This is a genomic window from Bradyrhizobium sp., assembly GCF_004799445.1.
Classification (GTDB): Bacteria; Pseudomonadota; Alphaproteobacteria; order Rhizobiales; family Xanthobacteraceae; genus Bradyrhizobium.
The window spans coordinates 32009-50651 of sequence record NZ_SSNA01000030.1 but is presented as its reverse complement, the minus strand read 5'-3'; the positions used below and the strand labels follow the sequence as shown (position 1 = coordinate 50651).

Below are 18643 nucleotides of genomic sequence, written 5' to 3'. Positions count from 1 at the left end.
GTGTCCAGCGTCAGCGGCGACAGCACCGACAGGATGTGGGCGACATCCTTCTCATAGCCGGCGATCAGGTCGCGTTCGAGCCCGCGATGGGCAGTGTAGCCGAATATGTCGAATGCGGTGCCGCGCAGGCTGCGCAGTTTCGCCAGTAGCCGAAACACCGGCATCATCCAGGCGCCGAACGCGCGCTTCTTCGGCCGCCCCTGCCCGTCGGTGCCGCCGCCCATGATCGGCGGCGCGAGATGGATGCTGATCTTGAAGTCGCCCTCGAACTGATCGCGAAGCTGTTTCTCGAACCCGCCGTCGGTATAAAGCCGGGCCACTTCGTATTCATCCTTGTAGGCCAATAGCTTGGCGTAGTTGATGGCGACCGCACGCGGCAGTTCGTCACCGAAACCGCCATTGAGCGCGGCGTCGCGCACCCGCGTCACCAGATCGCGGTAGCGCGTGGCGAGCTTTTCGTTCTGATAGTCGCTCAACAGCGCGCTGCGGTGGGCGATGATCTCGTCGAGCGACATCGCCTCCAGCGTCTTCGGCGCGACGGTCTCGTCCTGGCCCTTCATCATGGCCAGAAGGCGCGCCGGATCGGCCGCCGCCAGGCGCCCGAGCCGGAACGCCTGCGTGTTCATCTTGACCGCGACGGCGTTGACCCCGATCGCCTGCTCGATCGAGCCCGCCGACAGCGGCAGCAATCCCTTCTGATAGGCATAGCCCATCATCATCATGTTGGTGGCGATGGAATCGCCAAGCAGGGTTTCGGCGGGCTTGGTGAAATCGAGGAACGACGAATCCTTGCGCAAGGCGGTTTCCAGCACGTGATTGACCTGGCGGCTCTGGAAATTGAAATCGCGGTTGAGAATGAAATCGGCGGTCGGAATCACGTGACTGTTGATGACGCCGTGGGTCCGGCTGGATTCGCACAGCGTCATGGTTTCCTTGGCGGCGGCGACGACCTCGTCGGCGGCGATCACGAGGTCGGCGGTGCCGGTAACGATCCGCGAACAGGTCACGTCGGCGGTGTGTTCGGACAGCCGGACGTGGCTGAGCACCGCGCCGCCCTTTTGCGCGAGGCCCGACATGTCGAGGATCATGCTGGCCTTGCCCTCGATATGGGCGGCCATGCCGAGCAGCGCGCCGATGGTCAAAACGCCGGTGCCGCCGACGCCGCCAATGGCGACGTTATAGGGCCGCTGCAGCGAAGGCCGCGAGGCGGGCTCGGGCAGATCGCCGATATTGCCGAGGTCGGCCGGCGCGCGGCTGCGCAGCTTGCCGCCATCGACGGTGACGAAGGACGGGCAAAAGCCCTTCACGCAGGAATAGTCCTTGTTGCAGGTCGATTGGTTGATGGTGCGCTTGCGCCCCAGCGCGGTCTCCAGCGGCTCTACCGAGATGCAGTTCGATTGCACCGAGCAATCGCCGCAGCCTTCGCAGACCGCGGAATTGATCAGCACGCGGCGCGGCGGATCCTCCAGCGTGCCGCGCTTGCGGCGGCGGCGTTTTTCCGCAGCACAGGTCTGCACGAAGACGATCGCGGTGGCACCCTTGACCTGGCGCAGCGTCTTCATGACAGCGTCGAGATCGTCGCGATGGGCGGTCTTGGTGCCCGGCGCGATGTCGGACGCCGGATAGGCGGCGGGGTTCTCCGACACCAGATAAATGTCGCGGATGCCTTCGGAGTGCAGCTGGAAGGTGATCTGCTGCGGCGAGAGGTCGCCGTCGACATGCTGGCCGCCGGTCATCGCGGTCGCGTCGTTGTAGAGGATCTTGTAGGTGATATTGGCCTTGGAAGCGATCGCTTGGCGGATCGCCAGACTGCCGGAATGGAAATAGGTGCCGTCGCCGAGGTTGGCGAAGACGTGCTCCTCGTTGGTGAAGGGTGCGACCCCCACCCACGGCACGCCCTCCCCGCCCATATGGGTGAAGGTTTCGGTATTGCGGTCCATCCACAGCGCCATGAAGTGGCAACCGATGCCGGCGAAGGCGCGGCTGCCCTCGGGCACCTTGGTCGAGGTGTTGTGCGGACAGCCCGAGCAGAAATACGGCGTGCGGGTGATCGGCGACACCGCCTGCATCTGGCTGGCCTGCCGGCCGTTGAACCAGTCGGCTTTGGCGCGCAACATGCTTGCGATTTCCGGGTTGAGGTTCAGCCGCAGCAACCGCTCGGTCAGCGAGCTTGCCAGCGAGGCCACGCTCAATTCCTCGGCGAAAGGCAGGAAGCGCTTGTCGTGCTCGTCCATCTTGCCGACGATGCGCGGGCGGACATCGTCGCGCCAGTTGAACAGTTCCTGCTTGACTTGATTCTCGACGATCTCGCGGCGTTCCTCGATGATGAGGATTTCCTCGAGGCCCACAGCGAATTCGCGCACGCCCTGCGGCTCCAGGGGCCAGGGCATGCCGATCTTGTAGAGCCTAAGCCCGATCTTGGCCGCCACTTCCGGCGTGACGCCGAGTTCGCGCAGGGCCTGGCGGATGTCCTCGTAGCTCTTGCCCGACGCCATGATGCCGAAGCGGGCGTTCGGCGAATCCATGGTGATGCGGTTGACCTTGTTGGCGCGCGCAAAGGCGATCGCGGCAAACCCCTTGTAGTCCTGCAAGCGGCGGTCCTGGTCGTAGCGGTCGTCGGGCCAGCGCAAATTGAGGCCGCCCGGCGGCATCTCGAAATCAGCCGGAATGACAAAGGGCTTCATCTCGTCGGTGAGATCGATCTCGGCCGTGGTCTCCACCGTCTCGGTGATCACCTTCATGCCGACCCAGCAGCCGGAATAGCGCGACATCGCGATCCCGAGCAGCCCCATCTCGATCATTTCATGGATGCTGGAGGGATAGAGATAAGGCATCAGCGCCGAGATGAAGGCGTGGTCCGACTGATGCGGCACGGTGGAGGATTTCGCGCCATGATCGTCGCCGGCAAGGCACAGCACACCGCCGTTTTTCGCCGAGCCCGCGGCGTTGCCGTGGCGGAACACGTCGCCGCAGCGATCGACGCCGGGGCCCTTGCCGTACCAGATCCCGACCACGCCATCGTGCCGGGCACCGGGCGAAAGGTTGAGCTGTTGCGAGCCCCAGATCGCGGTGGCGGCGAGGTCTTCATTCACGCCGGGCTGGAATTTGACGTTGTACTGCTCGAGGTGTTTTCGCGCCGCGACCAGTTGCTGGTCATAGCCGCCGAGCGGCGAACCCCGGTAGCCGGTCACAAAACCCGCGGTGTTGAGACCGTTGGCGCGATCGCGCCTGATCTGCGCCATCGGCAGGCGAACCAGCGCCTGAATCCCGGTCAGGAAGACGTGGCCGGACCCCTGGGTGTACTTCTGATCGAGACTGATCGGACCTTGGTTGATTCCCATTCCACCCTCTTCGGCCTTATCTTAAGCCTTGGCTCTGCCGGCTGTTTTTAGCTAATGACGCCAATTGCCAAAGCCAGTCTATGTCGGTTTTCGCGCCCCCCGCATCACAAATCTGGGGTGCGGAGACCCGGGGAAGCAGAACGCAATTTCGTGCCGGCGAGGCCGCCTGCGGTATTCGGGTTGTGTCGCGGCGAAACGCTGTCGCGAAACGACGTGAGGCTCTCGGCGAAGTTTCCGGCTATACTGCCGCCAAGGGGAGATGGATTGATGCAGGGACGGCATGATGGAACACGGGCGATTCTCGCGATCCTGGTTTTGTGCAGTGCGTTCTTGGGCGCGGCCCAGGCCGAGCCGTCGGTGGAGACGATCGCGCGCGGCAGGGCGCTGACGGATGCCGCCGATTGCGCGACGTGCCATACCGCCGATCCCGCAAAACCCTTTGCCGGCGGCAAGCGCATCGGTACCCCGTTCGGCGGCGTTTATTCGGCAAACCTCACCCCGGATCGTGATACCGGTCTGGGCGCCTGGAGCGATGAGGACTTCGTTCGCGCGTTCCGTTACGGCATAGCACCTGACGGCTCTCGCTATTTTCCGGCGTTCCCCTACCCGCATTTCACCAAGCTCATAAGACCCGACATCCTGGCGATCCGGGCCTATCTCGATACGCTGCCGCCGGTCAGAAACACGCCACCGCCGCCGCAATTGCGTTGGCCGCTGAACTACCGCGTGCTGATGCGCGTCTGGAATTTTGCCTTTTTCCGCCCCGGCATCTTCGAGCCTGACCAGAACAAGAGCGTGGAATGGAATCGCGGCGGCTATCTGGTCGAGGGCGCGGCGCATTGCGGCGCCTGCCACACGCCCAGGAATTTCTTCGGCGCCGAGAAGCGCGGCCGGATGTTTGGCGGCGGCCCGGTCGACGGCTGGTTTGCGCCGCGGCTCGACGGCGCCGAGCGCAGCGGGCTCAAATCGTGGAGCGCTGACGACATCGCCGAATATCTGCAGAGCGGCCGCAACGGACACAGCCATGCCAGCGGGCCGATGGCCGATGTCGTGCTCAATTCGACTTCGCGAATGAGCGATGCCGACGTCCGGGCGATCGCGATCTATCTGAAGGATCTTCCGCCCGGCACGCCCGAACCCGCCGTGGCGCTGGCGCCGGCGCAGTTGGCGGAGGGCGAAAAGCTGTACAAGGCCGCCTGCGTCGCCTGCCACGAGGCCGACGGCAGCGGCGCGCCGCGCATCTATCCGCCGCTGCCGGGCAATGCGAATTTGCAATCCGCCAATCCCAACAGCACGCTTCGCATCATCCTCGACGGCGCCCAAACGATCACCACGCCGCGCGCGCCCAACAAGGGGTCGATGCCGGCTTACGCCAAGCAATGGTCGGACCAGCAGATTGCCGATGTGACGAATTACATCCGCAATTCCTGGGGCAACGCCGCAGCGCTGGTGACGCCGGCGCAGGTGGCAAAGGCGCGGCGCGACTAGCGATTCAGTGTGTCCCGGACGCGGCGCAGCGTCTTTGACGCTGCTCCGCAGAGCCGGGACCCGCACCAAAGCCCGAATCGTTGGACCCCGGATCAGCAGCGCATCCCGCCGCCAAAGCGGCGCGCTGCGCTGCATCCGGGGCACGCAGCCGTGGCGGGTTCCATCTGAACAAATCGAAAAATGGACGCGAGGCAGCTTGTCCCAATCAGAAAGTCGGGACGGTTCGGGAACCTCCGCAGCCAGCGGCCGTTGTCGCGCCACAACGGAGGAGCACGTCATGGCCCAGCAACCCCATCCGGACGATCCCTATCGTTCCAACGACCTCTATCGTCCCAACAATCCCTCACGCGCCAATTCCCGCGACGACGATCTTCGTCCCGCGGCCCGCCTCGACAACGAACTGCAAGTCGATCCCGAACTGGCCGAAGGTCCCGCCAGCGGCGGCAGGATCGCGCTTTTCGCGGTCGGCATCGCCTTGGTGCTGGGTGCGGTGTTCTACGGGCTGAACAACTCGTCGATGCATCAGCCCGGCACCGCGTCGACCGCCCAGAACGCCGCGCCGGCGATAACCCAGAATACCACGCCGCCCGTGGCGCCTCCGGGGATGCGGGATGTCACTCCGCGCACCAACACCGCTCCGGGAACGACCACGGGCGCGGCACCTGCGCAAACCCCGCCGCCTCAGGCTCCGACCGGCCCGACCACCAACGCGCCGGCCAGCAAGTAAGCGCATTTTCGCGTCGATGCGCTGAGCGCATGACGGACATCCAGCTGTCCGTCATGCGGGCGCGCCGTCATCGCATCAGCCGAACATCTTGTTCAGCTCGCCGCCGGGAAAACCCTTGGCCAGTTCGGTGAAGGTTCCCTGCTCCGCCATCTCGCGCGCCGCGCGCATGAAGCCGGCCCAGGCGGTGCGCGCCAGCGAACCGCCGACGCTGATCCGCCGGACGCCGAGATCGGCGGCTTCCGCTACCGACAGGCCGGACGCTCCGATCAGGAGATTGACCGGCTTGGGGCTCACCGCCTTCACCACCGCCGATATCTGCTCCTTGGTTTTGATGCCCGGCGCATAGAGACAATCGGCACCGGCGTCCGCATAGGCGCACAACCGGTCGATCACCATGTTCAGGTCGGTCTGTCCGACCAGAAAACCCTCGCAGCGGCCGGTCAGCAAAACCCCGCTGCGATCGGCATCGATGGCCGAACGCGCCGCCTTGATGCGCTCGATCGCAAACGCGCGTTCGTAAAGTGGCTTGGCCGCATCGCCGGTGGAATCCTCGATCGACAAGCCGGCAACGCCGGTCTGGACCCCGCGGGCGACATGGGCCGCGACCTTCTCCGGCTTGTGCGCGAAGCCGCCCTCGAAATCGGCGTTGACCGGCAGATCGACCGCGGCGCACAGCGCGGTGAGATGCGCGCAGACCTCGTCGAGCGTCACCCGGTTGTCGGCCTTGCCGACGGTCCAGGCAAAGCCCGCGCTGGTCGATGCCAATGCCTTGAAGCCGAGCTGCTGCAGCGCCTTCGCGCTGCCGACATCGAAGGGGTTGGGCAGCACGAAGCACCCCGTCTCGTGCAGCTTGCGGAATGTCGCGCGCTTGTCGGCTAAAGTGACCGGCATGATTTCTCTCCCTTCCTTGACGGCTTGTTGGGCCGCGACCATAGCCACGCCCGCCAGGCCGCGCCAGTGCGCGCTACGCATCCACCTTGCGCAAAAACGTCCGCTCCTCGCTCAGGATGAATTTGTGCTCTTCGGCGAATTTGAAGGTGGCAATGCCTTCCGGATCCGCGCGCAGCCGCGCCCGGTAGGTTTCATAGGCCGCGAGATTTGCAAAGGAAATCAGCGCGAACGCGATGTTGTTGGTGCCCTCATGCGGCATCCAGTAGCCGATGAGATCACCGCCGCATTTCGGAATGACGGCAATCCAGCGCCTGGCGTATTCCTCGAACGTCGCGCGCTTGTACGGATCGAGCTGGTAACGGATAAAGACGGTGATGGCCATGTGAACCTCCGGATGTTTGTGTCGTCTCAGAGCCAGCCGTCATTGCGAGGAGCGAAGCGACGAAGCAATCCATTCTTTCTTTCCGCGGCAAGATGGATTGCTTCGCTTCGCTCGCAATGACGAGCCATGAGCACCCTGAGTCAGGCACACAATACTCCCTTGCCCGACGTGAATGCTTCGTCTATCATCGAAGGATGAAAGTAGGTCCCGACATCGCCATGGTCGCTTCGCTGGTCGGCGACCCCGCCCGCGCCAACATGCTGACGGCGATGATGAGCGGCCGCGCGCTGACCGCGAGCGAACTTGCGCAGGAGGCCGGCATCACACCGCAGACCGCCAGTTCGCATCTTTCCAAGCTTGAGAGCGGCGGCCTGATCGAACAGGAGAAGCAGGGCCGCCACCGCTATTACCGCCTCAGCGATCCCGACGTCGCCGGCGTGCTCGAAGGTCTTGCGGGGCTCGCCGCCCGCGCCGGCCACATGCGCGTCCGCACCGGGCCGAAGGATCCGGCGCTGCGCCGGGCGCGGATTTGCTACGACCACCTCGCTGGCGATCTCGGCGTGCAGATGCTCGACAGCATGAAGCGACAGAAGCTGGTTCGCCAGCACAAGCACGACATCGAATTGACCGCCGAAGGCCAGCGTTTCCTGACCAGGGCCTTGCAGATCGGCCCCGAAGCCCTCGCCCATCCGCGCCGCCCGGTATGCAAGGCCTGCCTCGACTGGAGCGAGCGGCGCCATCATCTCGCCGGCACGCTCGGCGCGGCCTTGATGACGCGCTTCACCGAACTGAAATGGGCCGCGCGCGATGCCGCGCCGGGCAGCCGCGTGGTCAATTTCAGCCGCAACGGCGAGAAGCGCTTCGAGGCCCTGTTCGGCGGCCCGGCAAAGGCTTACACTTGACGTGTCTGCTATGGGCGGGAGTTCAAATGGGCCGGGGCGTAGTGTCGCTACTTGCGTTTGCTGCAATTCTTGTGGCCGGTGATCGAGCAAACTCTGCGGGAGCCGTCGCCGAGGGTATCGCGCCCGGCGGAGTTATCCGCGGCTACGCTTTCGCTATTAGCGCCAACGATCCAAATGGGGACGCGGCCGGAGCCTCCGCATTGGGGGCATGTAAAAAAGGTCCGGAGCGGCTTGCCTCAGGCAGTATGCCCGATAACAACTTTGCTAAGGCGCGGGCGCGATGCAAGGTTGTTTCCACATTTAGTAACAAATGCGCGGCGGTAGCGCTTGACCCCAAGGATGGGACGCCAGGGGCCGGTTGGGCGGTTGGAGATACGCAGAATCAGGCGGACGATGAAGCTCTCGCGCGTTGTCGCAGCACCGCCGGCGCCAATCGCGGCGATTTCTGCAAAGTCACTAATCGAAAATGTGATGGCACCGCGAAGTAGTCCGCGGGCCAAGCCGGCTGGTGGAGCGGATTTGATGCGGAAATTCGCGGCTGCGCTTTACGCCGTCCTACTCGCCACCATCCCGGCGCAAGCCGCGGAACAGCGCGAGCCCTACGGCATTGGGCTAGAGGGCTTCCCCTATCCCTACCCGGTGAACCTCCTGCCGCTGGTCAACGACGGCGAGCCGGTCCGGATGGCCTATATGGATGTGGCCCCCGCGGCGCCAAATGGCCGCGTCGTGGTGCTGCTGCACGGCCGCAATTTTCCGGCGAGCTACTGGGCGCCCGTCATCAAGACCCTGAACGATGCAGGTTTCCGCGTGGTGGTGCCGGACCAGATCGGTTTCGGCAAATCCTCCAAGCCAACGGGCGAGCTGCATTTCGACAATTTGGCGCGCAACACCATGGCGCTGCTCGACCATCTGGGAATCGCCAAGGCCGACATCGTTGCGCATTCGCTGGGCGGGATGCTCGGTGTTCGAATCGCGCGCGCTTTTCCGGACCGGATCAACCATCTCCTGCTCGCCGCCCCGATCGGCCTGGAGGATTACCGGCTGTATGTGCCGCCGACGCCGACCGAGAAGATCCTGGAGAATGAGGACAAGCTCACCGCCGAGGGCTATCGCAAGCAGCTCGAGACCAATTATTCACCGAAGATACCGCCGGACCAGATCACGCCGTTCATCGACGCGCGTTTCAACATCAAGGGCTCCGCGGAATATCCGCGCTGGCTGCGCGCCTTCGTCAGCTCGGGGCAAATGATCTACCGCGAGCCGGTGGTGCACGAAATTCCGCTGATTACCGGACCGACGCTGTTCATCATGGGCGCCGACGACCACAACGCGCCGGGCCGGCCGAATGCGCCGGAGGCGTTACGGCCGAAGATGGGCCAGAACGCCGATCTTGCCAAAGCGCTCGCGGCCAAGATGCCCAATGCGCAGGCCGAGGTAATCCCAAATGCCGGGCATCTGGTGTTCCTCGACGCGCCCGCCAAATTCAACGAGCTGATGCTGGCGTTTCTCGCGAAATAGGCCCATCCGGCCCGCGATCAGGGCCCGACTGACAGCGTAAATTCTGCCCGCAAGCCCGCCGCGCCGGCGGCGGCAAACGACCTGTTGACGAGCGGTGTTTCATATGTAAGGTATTTCTTACATATGAAATAGGAGCGCTTCAGGTGAGGACGGGTGACAACATGCTGGCCGTGCTGGCTGCGCTGGCCAATCCTCACCGGCTGCGGATCATCGCCACGCTGAAGGCCGGCGGACGCAATTATGTGAGCCGGCTCGCGCGCGAGATCGGCATCAGCCGTCCCCTGCTGCATCTGCATTTGCAGAAGCTGGAGGATGCCGGACTGGTGTTCAGCCAACTCGAACTCTCCGACGACGGAAAAGCGCTCAACTATTTCGCCGCCACCGATTTCGCCATCGACCTGCGGCCTTCGACGATCGTTGAAGCCGTCAAGACGCTGACACCGCCAAACGCCAAACCCGACTGAAACGGAGACCAAGAATGACCGACCATTCCACCGTCTTTTCGATTCTGACCGCGCTCGTGCTGCTCGCGATCGTGTTCGTCTTCGGCATGAAATATTTCTCGGCCGCGCGGCAAACCAGAGCGCTGGCGGACAATCAGGATGCCTATCGGAAGCTCGCCGAGCTTGCCACGACCGCGCAATCGGCGAGTGCCGCGTCGCTGTCCGCGCTGCAGTCGGATTTTGCCGAGATGAAATCGCGGCTGGCGTCGATCGAGAAGATACTTAGCGAGGTCTGATCCCCCCACCATCGAACGGCCGTGCCGAAAAGCATGAAGGTGTGCCCATGTCGCCTCAGTCGCAACTCGATCTCACGGCAACGATGCTGGTCTCTCCGCTGCTGGTGTCGGCCGCCTTCGGCGCCTTATGCTCAATGATTCCCGAGCCGGCGCGGCAGCGGTTTGGCGCGATATTTCTGGCGGGCGCTGGAGCCGCCTACCTCAGCGGCGGATTCGGGCTCTGGGAGTTCGGCTTCTGCGCTGTGATGACCCTGCTGGCCTATCGCGGACTGGATAACTATCGGGCGATCGCCATCGGCTGGGCGCTGCACACCTGCTGGGACATCGCGCACCATCTTTATGGAAACCCGATCATTCCGTTCGAGGCGAGTTCCTCGATTGGATGCGCCGTCTGCGACCTCGGTCTCGCCGCCTGGTATTTCGTCGGCGCCCCGACGATCTGGAAAATTCGTTTCCGCACGGCGGCTTGAGAGATTCCACGCGCTGAAATCGCCGCGCCCTGATCTCCTGCGCGGTCAAACGGAAACGCGACGCAGGGACGCGCACGACCCGCAAAGGATCATGCGCTGCTGTTGCGGTCCCTGCCTTCGAAAATCCTACCAGTTGCGGAAGCAATGGCGGCCGAACGGTCCGGAATGCCAGCCGGGCGGGCAATTGTACATCGGACGGCAGCCGCCATAGGGCCCGCGATGCCAGCCCGGTCCGCAGCCGCCGGCGACACGGATGGTGTCGGCCGAGGCGGCCTGGTCGAGCGGCGCCAACGGCATCGCCTGCGATGCCGTCATCGCGGCAAGGCTGAGACCGATGGCGAAGGCGGAGGCAGCAAGAAACTTCATGGACTTTTCCTTTCCTGTTGGGAGGTGACGAAAATACGCTTTCAGATTACGCGAGGATGACAGTCGGACCCGGCTCACCAGCGATGACGGTGCCAGTGGTGGCGATGCCAGCCCCAGTGGCGGCGATGCCAATGATGGCGGCGCCAGCCCCAGTGACGATGACGATGGTGCCAATGGTGGCCCCAGCGGATCGGTTCAGGCTTGAGGTGATTGACCTCGTCTTGCGAAATCACGGCGGGTTCGACGGCCTCGTCACGCGAGGGCACAGGGGGCTGTCCCGCCACGATCGGCGGCAACGGTGCGGCCTGCGCGCTCGCCGCGAGCGCGGCCGCGCCTGCAACAAATCCAACGGTGAGTCTTAGAAAGTGCCGGCGTTCCATGACTTCCCTCCCTTGCATCTCGTTTGCGATGGGGGGAGTTTTGCCGATTCGAGATGAATGCTCGCTGAACTCCGCGTTCAGACATCACAAACTCTCCGGTCGTCCCCGCGAAAGCGGGGACCCATACGCCCTGAAGGACGAAGGGAAAAAGATTCGGTGTCCAAGCCTCGCATAACCTAGGCGCTGGTGGTTATGGGTCCCTGCTTTCGCAGGGACGACGGTTGCCGCGACCGCCTACACCCAGCCGCCGCGCGCCATGATGGCGGCGCACAGCAGAATGATGACGACGGCCGCAAGTTCGGCATGGATCACCGCGGTGACGCGCTTGCGTTTGTTCGCCTCCATCACCGGCGCCTGTCCGGCCTTGATCGCGCCGCGCCAGGACAGGAATTCCATGGTCGGAATGATCGACAGCAATCCGACGATGATGAACAGCGAGAACTTGGTCAGGAACGCATGGCTGTGAAAGTAGTAACTGGCGCCCTTCTCGAACAAGAACACCCGCAACAGCCCGACGATGAACAGAGCGCCCGCCGAAATGCCAAGCACGAGGTCGGTGACCTGCAGCCGGCGCGCCGAGGACACCGTCAGTTCGGAGCGGATCAGCGCGAACTCGATCGCCAGCGCCGACACCAGCGTGAAGGCGCTGAGATGGTGCAGAAAGGCGAACAGCGTGGTCATGGCACGGCTCCACTTTGGCGCGGATTGTAAGCGATGGGAGAGCTGGTTCAACCGGCTTGTAGGGTGGGGTTAGGCGAAGCCGTCACCCGCCACCGACGCAGACAGAGAGCGGCGGATGACGCTACTCTATTCCGCCCGATGCACTATCGAGCTGGATCACAAACTGACAAGAATTCTAGTCCAAGATTTGAAGGAACAATGATCCTTAAGCCGATAGTTCTCTCAAACTCATTCGGGATAGTTATATCATTAGCCCGAAAATCCGGTTCAAACGTTTGTTCATGCTCTTCCAATAACTTAAGAGCCAAACAAACTTCAATCGGAATAGCATTATCCATCAGTTTTGAATAACAGCTAAACGAAAGTCTGTGTCCCCGGTCCGCCGTTGACCTTTCTTGCGATAATTCCATTCTAGCTGGAACACCCGCTTTCTCACTACGCTTAGTGAGTTTTTCAAAGATGCCCAAGAATGTTGTCAGATAGTCGTCAGATGTAAACGTTCGCCCCTTGATCTTAACGAGTTCGACCTCCAGCCATCGCTTTAACTTAAACGCGGCACGAAGCGGCAGATTGAAGTCGCCTGAAATGTAATCCTTCTTTGAAGACAGCCCGGTCCAAATTTTGTTCAGACATTCTACTTCCTGAGGACCAATCGCCTTCATCAGGTTAATGAGATATGGTCTAATCTCTGTCCCGGCAGCACCGCTTACTAGCAAATTCGCCCACCATTCGATTAACGGCGAACTTGGACTTTCAAGCGACGCAGCTTCCAAAGCCGGAACTACAATCTTCGGCGGCAGCGGGGTCGAAACGTCCCTTGATCTCATCTTCCTTCTAACAATCTCTGCCAGCCGGTCCAGGGCCTCATCTTGTTGGATTCGGAGCTGTTGCCGTTGATACCGAAGCGCATCACCCTTCAAGCCAGCCCATTCTGTGATTGGAGAAAGAATATCCAGCCAAGCACTAGCCCTTGCCCGAGTCACATCAGGCGGAATCACTTCCGTTATGGAGTGTTTTCGCTGCCGGATTATCTTGGCACTAATTTCCGCTTTTGCAGTCGCTTCTGCCTTAATTTCCGGTTCCACTTTTTTCCTTTTCGCCATACCTACAACGGCAAATTGTCGTGCTTCTTCACGGGCATCTCGACATGCTTGTCTTTCAGCATCGCGAGTGCCCTTGCAATCCGCCGCCGCGTCGAGTGCGGCATGATGACGTCGTCGATATAGCCGCGCTCGGCGGCGATGAAGGGTGACAGGAAGCGGTCCTCATATTCCTTGGTGCGGGTGGCGATCTTGTCGGTGTCGCCGATATCGCTGCGGAAGATGATTTCGACCGCGCCCTTGGCGCCCATCACGGCGATCTGCGCGGTCGGCCAGGCGTAGTTCATGTCGGCGCCGATTTCCTTCGACGCCATCACGTCGAACGCGCCGCCATAGGCCTTGCGCGTGATGACGGTCACCAGCGGCACCGTGCATTGCGAATAGGCGAACAGCAGTTTGGCGCCGTGTTTGATCAGGCCGCCATATTCCTGGGCGGTGCCCGGCAAAAATCCGGGCACGTCGACGAAGGTGACGATCGGAATGTTGAAGGCATCGCAAAACCGCACGAACCGCGCGGCCTTGCGCGAAGCATCGCTGTCGAGCACGCCCGCCAGCACCATCGGCTGGTTGGCGACGAAGCCGACGGTGCGCCCGGCGATGCGGCCGAATCCGGTGACGATGTTCTTGGCAAACGCCTCGGAAATTTCGAAGAAATCGCCCTCGTCCACGACCTTCAGGATCAATTCCTTCATGTCGTAGGGCTTGTTCGGATGATCGGGGATCAATGTGTCCAAGGACATGTCGACCCGGCCGATGTCGTCAAAGCTCGGCCATTCCGGCACGCCGTCGGTGTTGTTGGCAGGCAGGAAATCGATCAGCCGGCGCATCTGCAACAGCGCCTCGACGTCGTTCTCGAACGCGCCGTCGGCGATCGAGGAGCGCGTGGCGTGCACGGACGCGCCGCCGAGTTCCTCGGCGGTGACGACCTCGTTGGTGACGGTCTTCACCACGTCGGGCCCGGTGACGAACATGTAGCTGGTGTTCTTCACCATGAAGATGAAGTCGGTCATGGCCGGCGAATAGACGTCGCCGCCGGCGCACGGCCCCATGATGACGGAAATCTGCGGGATCACGCCGGACGCAATGACGTTGCGGCGGAACACATAGGAATAGCCGGCGAGTGCGGCGACGCCCTCCTGGATGCGCGCGCCGCCGGCATCATAGAGCCCGATGATCGGCGCCCGCGCCTTCATCGCCATGTCCTGGATCTTGACGATCTTCTGCGCGTGGGTTTCCGACAGCGAGCCGCCGAACACGGTGAAATCCTTGGCGAACACAAAGGTCTTGCGGCCGTTGACGGTGCCCCAGCCGGTGACAACGCCGTCGCCCGGCACCTTGGTCTTCTCCATGCCGAATTCAGTCGAGCGGTGTTCGACGAACATGTCGAACTCCTCAAAACTGCCCTTGTCGAGCAGAAGCTCGATGCGCTCGCGCGCGGTCAGCTTGCCACGGGCGTGCTGCGCCTCGATGCGCTTCTCGCCGCCGCCCAATCTCGCGCCGGCGCGGCGTTCCTCGAGGGTATCCAGGATGTCTTTCATGTCTGTAATTCCTGCCCGATTTGGTCTTTAGTTTTGACGCGTTTTCTTGACGCGAACCGGTCTCCACTTCGCTTGAAAACGCTTTGGTTCTAACACGGCCTATTGCCGGCGGGAAACGCCCTTCCCGGCCCTCTGGCAACCCTGCCGGGCGCGCGATATATCCGGGCATTGAACCGGGAGCAAAACCGATGGCCGATACCGCAAGCCAGCCCATCACAGGCACCGTGTCGGGGGGACCGCGCACGCTGCTCCGCCTCGAGGGGCTGACGCTGTTTGCCGGGATGACGCTGTTATACGCGGTCTGGGGCGGATACTGGTGGATCTACGCCGTCCTGTTCCTGGCGCCCGATCTCAGCTTCCTGGGCTATCTCGCGGGCCCGAGGACGGGCGCGATCGTCTACAACGCCGCGCACAGCTACATGGCGCCGATGGCGCTGATGACATCGGGATTTGCGCTGGCCTCGCCGCTGACGCTTTCGATCGCGATGATCTGGCTGGCGCATATCGGGTTCGACCGCACGCTCGGCTACGGCCTGAAATATTTCGCCGGATTCGGCTTCACCCATCTCGGCCGCATCGGCAAGGAGGCCAAGGTCGGACCGGACACGAGCCCAGTTTGACGCTGGTTACGAGATCCGCAGGCGGTTAACACCGTCGTTGCGAGCGTAGCGAAGCAACCCATGGTCTGGATTGCTTCGTCGCGTTGCTCCTCGCAATGACGGGAATGCTTCCGTCATTCCCCCCTACTTCTCCCCGACCTTGAACGGCGGCTCCTTGCCGGGCGGCACGGTCTCTTCGGCCATCGCCAGCATCATCGCCACCATGACGTAATTGCCGGCCACCGCGGTGAGGTCGACGATCTGCTGGTCGTTGAACACCTTCTTGGCCCGCGCATAGGTTTCGTCGGAGACCTTCTGCGTGGTGGTGAGCTCGGTGACGAAATCGAACACGACGGCCTCATCCTCGGCCATGTTCGACGGCCGCTTGCCCGCCTTCAGCTCGGCGATGATATCGGCGTTGAGACCGGCTTTGGCCGCCAGCGGCGCGTGCGCATACCACTCGACCTGCGACTTCCATTGCCGCCCGATGATCAGGATCGCGAACTCGTTGAGCTTGGTCGGGACCGAGGTCTGCCAGCGCAGATAATAGAACAGGTCGTACAGCCGCTGCCCCAGCACCGGACTGCGTATCATCGGGTTGTACGGCCCGCCGAGGCCGACGCTGGAAACCTTCATGATCTGCTCGCCGAGCGGCTTCTGCGCGTCGCTGAGCTGATCCATGGTGAGTTGCGGAAAGCGCGGCTCCTTGCCGGTCGCAGGCGCGGCGAACATGGTGGCGGCGAACCAGCCGCCGGCCGCGGCGATCACCAGCGATGATAACAAGACTTCAGATTTCATGATTTCCTCCGGGCGTTTCTTGGGCAATCCCGGATGCTAATCCAGCCGTGTCGCCCGCGCCAGCGGGAGCAAACCGATATCGGCCATTCAGATCGCGCCGATATCGGCCAGGCAGGCTCGCGTCAGATTCATGCGGTCGGCGATATGGCGCGGCTCGCGGACATCCAGATTGAGCGCGAAGAAGGCCGGTAGCGGAATTGGGATTGCGGCGTACCGCATGCTCGGTCACCTCTCCCATTGGGAGAGGTCGAATTGCGAAGCAATTCGGGTGAGGGTTAAAGCCTAACGATAGACCGTACCCCCTCACCCCAACCCTCTCCCCATGGGAGAGGGAGCGGTTCCCGATGACGCGAAGTCGAGGCGACGCCTCACCAGCGATCAATCAATCTCTAGCGAATTCGTCCCGACAGCCGCAGCACGAAGATCAGAACTTCCGCCACCGCCTTGTAGAGCTCCGCCGGAATCTCGTCGCCGATCTCGACGTTGGAGAGCGCCCCCGCCAGCACCTCGTTCTCCTCGATCGGGATGTTGTTGGCCTTGGCGACCTCGATGATCTTGCGGCCGAGACTTCCGTTGCCCTTGGCGACGACACGGGGCGCACCCGTCCTGTCGTAATGCAGCGCCACCGCGAGTTGGTTTTTTGTTTTCACGCTCATAGCGCGCGGTCCAGAAAATGCCCCGCGGGCGCCGAGGCCGGCTGCAGCGGCGCACCGTCGCGGACCACGATATCGCCGGGCTGCAGCTCGGCGCGGCTCAGGGCCTGGCTGAGCTGCGACACGCCAGCGCGCAATTGCGCCGCGGTCGCCGGCCGCTCCGCCCACATCCGCACCGACGTCCGCTCGCCGCTCAGCGAGACCTGCGCGTGGACCGGACCGGCGGGTTCGACGTCGAGCGAGAACCGCGCCCGCCACACCGGCTTGGCGGCACCGACCTCGCGACCGCCGCCGTCGCGCGATATCTCGAACTGCGCCATCGCGGTGCCCTGCGGCGTCACGAACGGAATTTCGAAATTCCACCGTGGCACCGAGGGGTCGAGCCTTCCCGCGGTCGTATCGGTCTGGCCCGGCAACGAGGCGACCTGCAGCAGCGTCTGCCGCGCGATCGCGCCGTCGGTGTCGGTGAGCAAATGCTGCAGCGTCGCTTCGACCGGCGCGTGCGCTACCAGCGTCGCAGGCATCACCGGCTGGGCCGAGGGCAATGCGCCATTGATCGGCGGCGGCGGCAGGTTGGTGCGCGCAAATTCGGGGTCATCGATCGCCGGCGTGCGCGCGCCGGTCACCGCCGGCATCAGCGACAGCATCTGGCCGTTTTCAAACACAAGCCGGGGTGGACTGCCCGCCAGCGGGCCGGCCTGGACCGCCTCTTGCAGCAAATTGAGCGCGGCACTGCTTACCGCTGCCCGCGCCGCGGCGTCGGCCGGGGTCGATGCGGGCGAAAGAATCGCGTTTGCCGCGCTGAGGTCGAGAATTTCCTGGGCGACCGCGAGCGGCGCAGCCTGGGTCGAAGCCAGGGATGCGGTGGTTGCCGAGGCGAGCGACGGCGCGATCGGGGGCGATACGATCGCCGGCGTTTCCGGCCCGGCAACAATGGTGACGGTCTGTTCGGACAATTGAATGGATGGCTGTGCGGCCTGCGCCAGCACCACGGTTGCCGGTGTCGTCCCCGGCTGGACCAGCGTTGCCGCTACTGCCCCCAATGCTGTCGCAGCTTGCTGCGCCAGCGCTTCCACCGCCGTCGCGGCTTGCGCCACCGCCGCCGGCGTCGTGGCCTGCTGCGCCGTCAGCGACGTTGCCGCCGCAGCCGGCGTGCCGGGGATCCCCGGCGATGTCCCCGCCGCCACGCTGGCAAGCGATGTCGTCAGCACCTGCCGCAGCACGATCAGGGCGGCCTTCAGATCCGGCGTCGACGGCGATACCGATCCGGATGCCAATGAGGCTTCCAGAAACAGCCCGGAATTCTGGAAGGCGTGCTGGATGTCGCCGCCGCTGAGGTTTGGATCGAGGCTGGTCTGCTGCGCCAGCACCTGGGCCACGGCCTGCTGGACCTGCGGCGGCAGGCCCGCCAATCCGGCGGCGGCGCCGAGATTGGCAAACAGCGGTGCCAGCGAAGTCTGCTGCGTCGCCGCGGTCTGGGCAGCGAGCGCGACCGCCAGCGTCTCCAGCGCGGTGAGCGGATTGCTCGCCACCGGCGCCCCTGTTGGCGCGAGGGCCGCGATGGCTGCCGCGTTGGGCGCCAACGTCACGGAATCCAGTGTCGCGGTCGCGCCGGCGGCAGCCTGGCCGGCGGCAGCGCCGCCCTGCTGGCTGACGATCGCGAGGCCTATGCCACTGGCGGTCTGCGAAACCTGAAGCTGCAGCGTCTGGCCGGCCTGCAGCGGGACCTGCGACGTGACGTCGATCGGCTGGCCGCCGATCGAAATCTGGACCTGGTCGTTGCCAAGGATCTGCAGCACCCGGGCGCTGATCACGCTGCCGGGCTGCAGCACAATATCCGCCGTCGTCACCGCTTGCGCGGCGACCGGCTTAACGTTCGGCGTGATCACGATCGACATAAGCTTCACCGGGTCAGGCCCGGTCGAAGCTACCCGCGTGTCGTAAACCTGTCGTTAACCGCCGAGCGCGATCAGCAAAAGTGGGTACCGGTTTTGCCGGACAAACGCCTTCGTTTGTCCGGAGATCGCGCTCAAATATTGAATTGGCGCATGATCTTGTCGCCAAACCGCT

At 63.4% G+C, this 18643-nt stretch carries 20 protein-coding genes and 1 pseudogene; 9 read left to right on the top strand and 12 right to left on the bottom strand.

Annotated features, from left to right (window positions below; all coding sequences use genetic code 11):
- On the bottom strand, positions 1–3341 hold a 3341-nt coding region (locus tag E8A46_RS03405), incomplete at its 3' end, for an indolepyruvate ferredoxin oxidoreductase family protein (RefSeq protein WP_291557465.1).
- A gap of 267 nt (positions 3342–3608) precedes the next feature.
- Here E8A46_RS03405 and E8A46_RS03400 point away from each other — a divergent pair.
- Together E8A46_RS03400 and E8A46_RS03395 are read left to right on the top strand one after the other, a co-directional pair.
- The gene (locus tag E8A46_RS03400; protein ID WP_291557464.1) at positions 3609–4829 is read left to right on the top strand and encodes a cytochrome c; all 1221 of its coding nucleotides are present in this window, start codon (positions 3609–3611) and stop codon (positions 4827–4829) included.
- A gap of 277 nt (positions 4830–5106) precedes the next feature.
- Complete coding sequence (locus E8A46_RS03395) at positions 5107–5556, top strand: hypothetical protein (protein ID WP_291557462.1); 450 nt, start codon at positions 5107–5109, stop codon at positions 5554–5556.
- A 75-nt stretch (positions 5557–5631) separates the two neighbouring features.
- Here the strand turns inward: E8A46_RS03395 and E8A46_RS03390 are convergent, their stop codons facing one another.
- A complete protein-coding gene (locus E8A46_RS03390) occupies positions 5632–6447 on the bottom strand; it encodes an isocitrate lyase/phosphoenolpyruvate mutase family protein (RefSeq protein ID WP_291557460.1) in 816 nt (271 codons plus the stop codon).
- Positions 6448–6520: 73 nt separating this feature from the next.
- Positions 6521–6829 carry an NIPSNAP family protein gene (locus E8A46_RS03385; protein WP_291557457.1) on the bottom strand — a complete coding sequence of 103 codons (309 nt, stop codon included), beginning with the start codon at positions 6827–6829 and terminating at the stop codon, positions 6521–6523.
- A 194-nt stretch (positions 6830–7023) separates the two neighbouring features.
- On the opposite strand from E8A46_RS03385, the gene E8A46_RS03380 reads away from it, so the two are divergent.
- The 6 genes from E8A46_RS03380 (at position 7024) to E8A46_RS03360 (ending at position 10458) form a co-directional block, all read left to right on the top strand.
- Positions 7024–7731 carry a helix-turn-helix domain-containing protein gene (locus E8A46_RS03380; RefSeq protein ID WP_291557455.1) on the top strand — a complete coding sequence of 236 codons (708 nt, stop codon included), beginning with the start codon at positions 7024–7026 and terminating at the stop codon, positions 7729–7731.
- Positions 7623–8219, top strand: coding sequence for a DUF4189 domain-containing protein (locus E8A46_RS30395; protein WP_363250994.1), 597 nt, complete (start codon positions 7623–7625; stop codon positions 8217–8219). The genes E8A46_RS03380 and E8A46_RS30395 overlap by 109 nt, the downstream gene beginning before the upstream one ends.
- A 34-nt stretch (positions 8220–8253) precedes the next feature.
- Positions 8254–9249, top strand: a complete 996-nt coding sequence (locus E8A46_RS03375; protein WP_291557453.1) for an alpha/beta hydrolase — start codon at positions 8254–8256, stop codon at positions 9247–9249.
- A 143-nt stretch (positions 9250–9392) separates the two neighbouring features.
- Entirely contained in the window at positions 9393–9713 is a 321-nt protein-coding gene (locus E8A46_RS03370; RefSeq protein ID WP_291557451.1) for a helix-turn-helix domain-containing protein, read from the top strand.
- Positions 9714–9727: 14 nt separating this feature from the next.
- Positions 9728–9988: a hypothetical protein gene (locus tag E8A46_RS03365; protein ID WP_291557448.1), complete on the top strand. Its 261-nt coding sequence runs from the start codon at positions 9728–9730 to the stop codon at positions 9986–9988.
- A gap of 47 nt (positions 9989–10035) precedes the next feature.
- The gene (locus tag E8A46_RS03360; protein WP_291557446.1) at positions 10036–10458 is read left to right on the top strand and encodes a DUF6010 family protein; all 423 of its coding nucleotides are present in this window, start codon (positions 10036–10038) and stop codon (positions 10456–10458) included.
- Between the two features lie 126 nt (positions 10459–10584).
- Here the strand turns inward: E8A46_RS03360 and E8A46_RS03355 are convergent, their stop codons facing one another.
- From E8A46_RS03355 to E8A46_RS03335, 5 genes are all read right to left on the bottom strand, one after another.
- Complete coding sequence (locus tag E8A46_RS03355; protein WP_291557444.1) at positions 10585–10824, bottom strand: hypothetical protein; 240 nt, start codon at positions 10822–10824, stop codon at positions 10585–10587.
- A gap of 74 nt (positions 10825–10898) precedes the next feature.
- A complete protein-coding gene (locus E8A46_RS03350) occupies positions 10899–11204 on the bottom strand; it encodes a twin-arginine translocation (Tat) (RefSeq protein ID WP_291557442.1) in 306 nt (101 codons plus the stop codon).
- A gap of 234 nt (positions 11205–11438) precedes the next feature.
- Complete coding sequence (locus E8A46_RS03345) at positions 11439–11885, bottom strand: DUF2214 family protein (RefSeq protein WP_291557439.1); 447 nt, start codon at positions 11883–11885, stop codon at positions 11439–11441.
- 143 nt (positions 11886–12028) lie between these two features.
- Positions 12029–12988, bottom strand: coding sequence for a hypothetical protein (locus tag E8A46_RS03340; RefSeq protein ID WP_291557437.1), 960 nt, complete (start codon positions 12986–12988; stop codon positions 12029–12031).
- A 2-nt stretch (positions 12989–12990) separates the two neighbouring features.
- Positions 12991–14523 (bottom strand): acyl-CoA carboxylase subunit beta, encoded by a 1533-nt coding sequence (locus tag E8A46_RS03335; protein ID WP_291557435.1) that lies wholly within the window; start codon positions 14521–14523, stop codon positions 12991–12993.
- 188 nt (positions 14524–14711) lie between these two features.
- On the opposite strand from E8A46_RS03335, the gene E8A46_RS03330 reads away from it, so the two are divergent.
- On the top strand, positions 14712–15143 hold the full coding sequence (locus E8A46_RS03330) for a DUF4260 domain-containing protein (RefSeq protein WP_291557433.1): 432 nt from the start codon (positions 14712–14714) through the stop codon (positions 15141–15143).
- A gap of 123 nt (positions 15144–15266) precedes the next feature.
- On the opposite strand, the gene E8A46_RS03325 is transcribed toward E8A46_RS03330, so the two are convergent.
- From E8A46_RS03325 to E8A46_RS03310, 4 genes and pseudogenes are all read right to left on the bottom strand, one after another.
- Positions 15267–15920 (bottom strand): carboxymuconolactone decarboxylase family protein, encoded by a 654-nt coding sequence (locus E8A46_RS03325; RefSeq protein WP_291557431.1) that lies wholly within the window; start codon positions 15918–15920, stop codon positions 15267–15269.
- 87 nt (positions 15921–16007) lie between these two features.
- Positions 16008–16100: pseudogene (locus E8A46_RS03320) on the bottom strand (class D beta-lactamase); the annotation flags it as partial.
- Between the two features lie 209 nt (positions 16101–16309).
- Positions 16310–16576, bottom strand: coding sequence for an EscU/YscU/HrcU family type III secretion system export apparatus switch protein (locus E8A46_RS03315; protein ID WP_291557429.1), 267 nt, complete (start codon positions 16574–16576; stop codon positions 16310–16312).
- Complete coding sequence (locus E8A46_RS03310) at positions 16573–18471, bottom strand: flagellar hook-length control protein FliK (RefSeq protein ID WP_291557427.1); 1899 nt, start codon at positions 18469–18471, stop codon at positions 16573–16575. Before E8A46_RS03310 ends, E8A46_RS03315 begins: the two co-directional genes overlap by 4 nt.
- Positions 18472–18643: the final 172 nt, after the last annotated feature.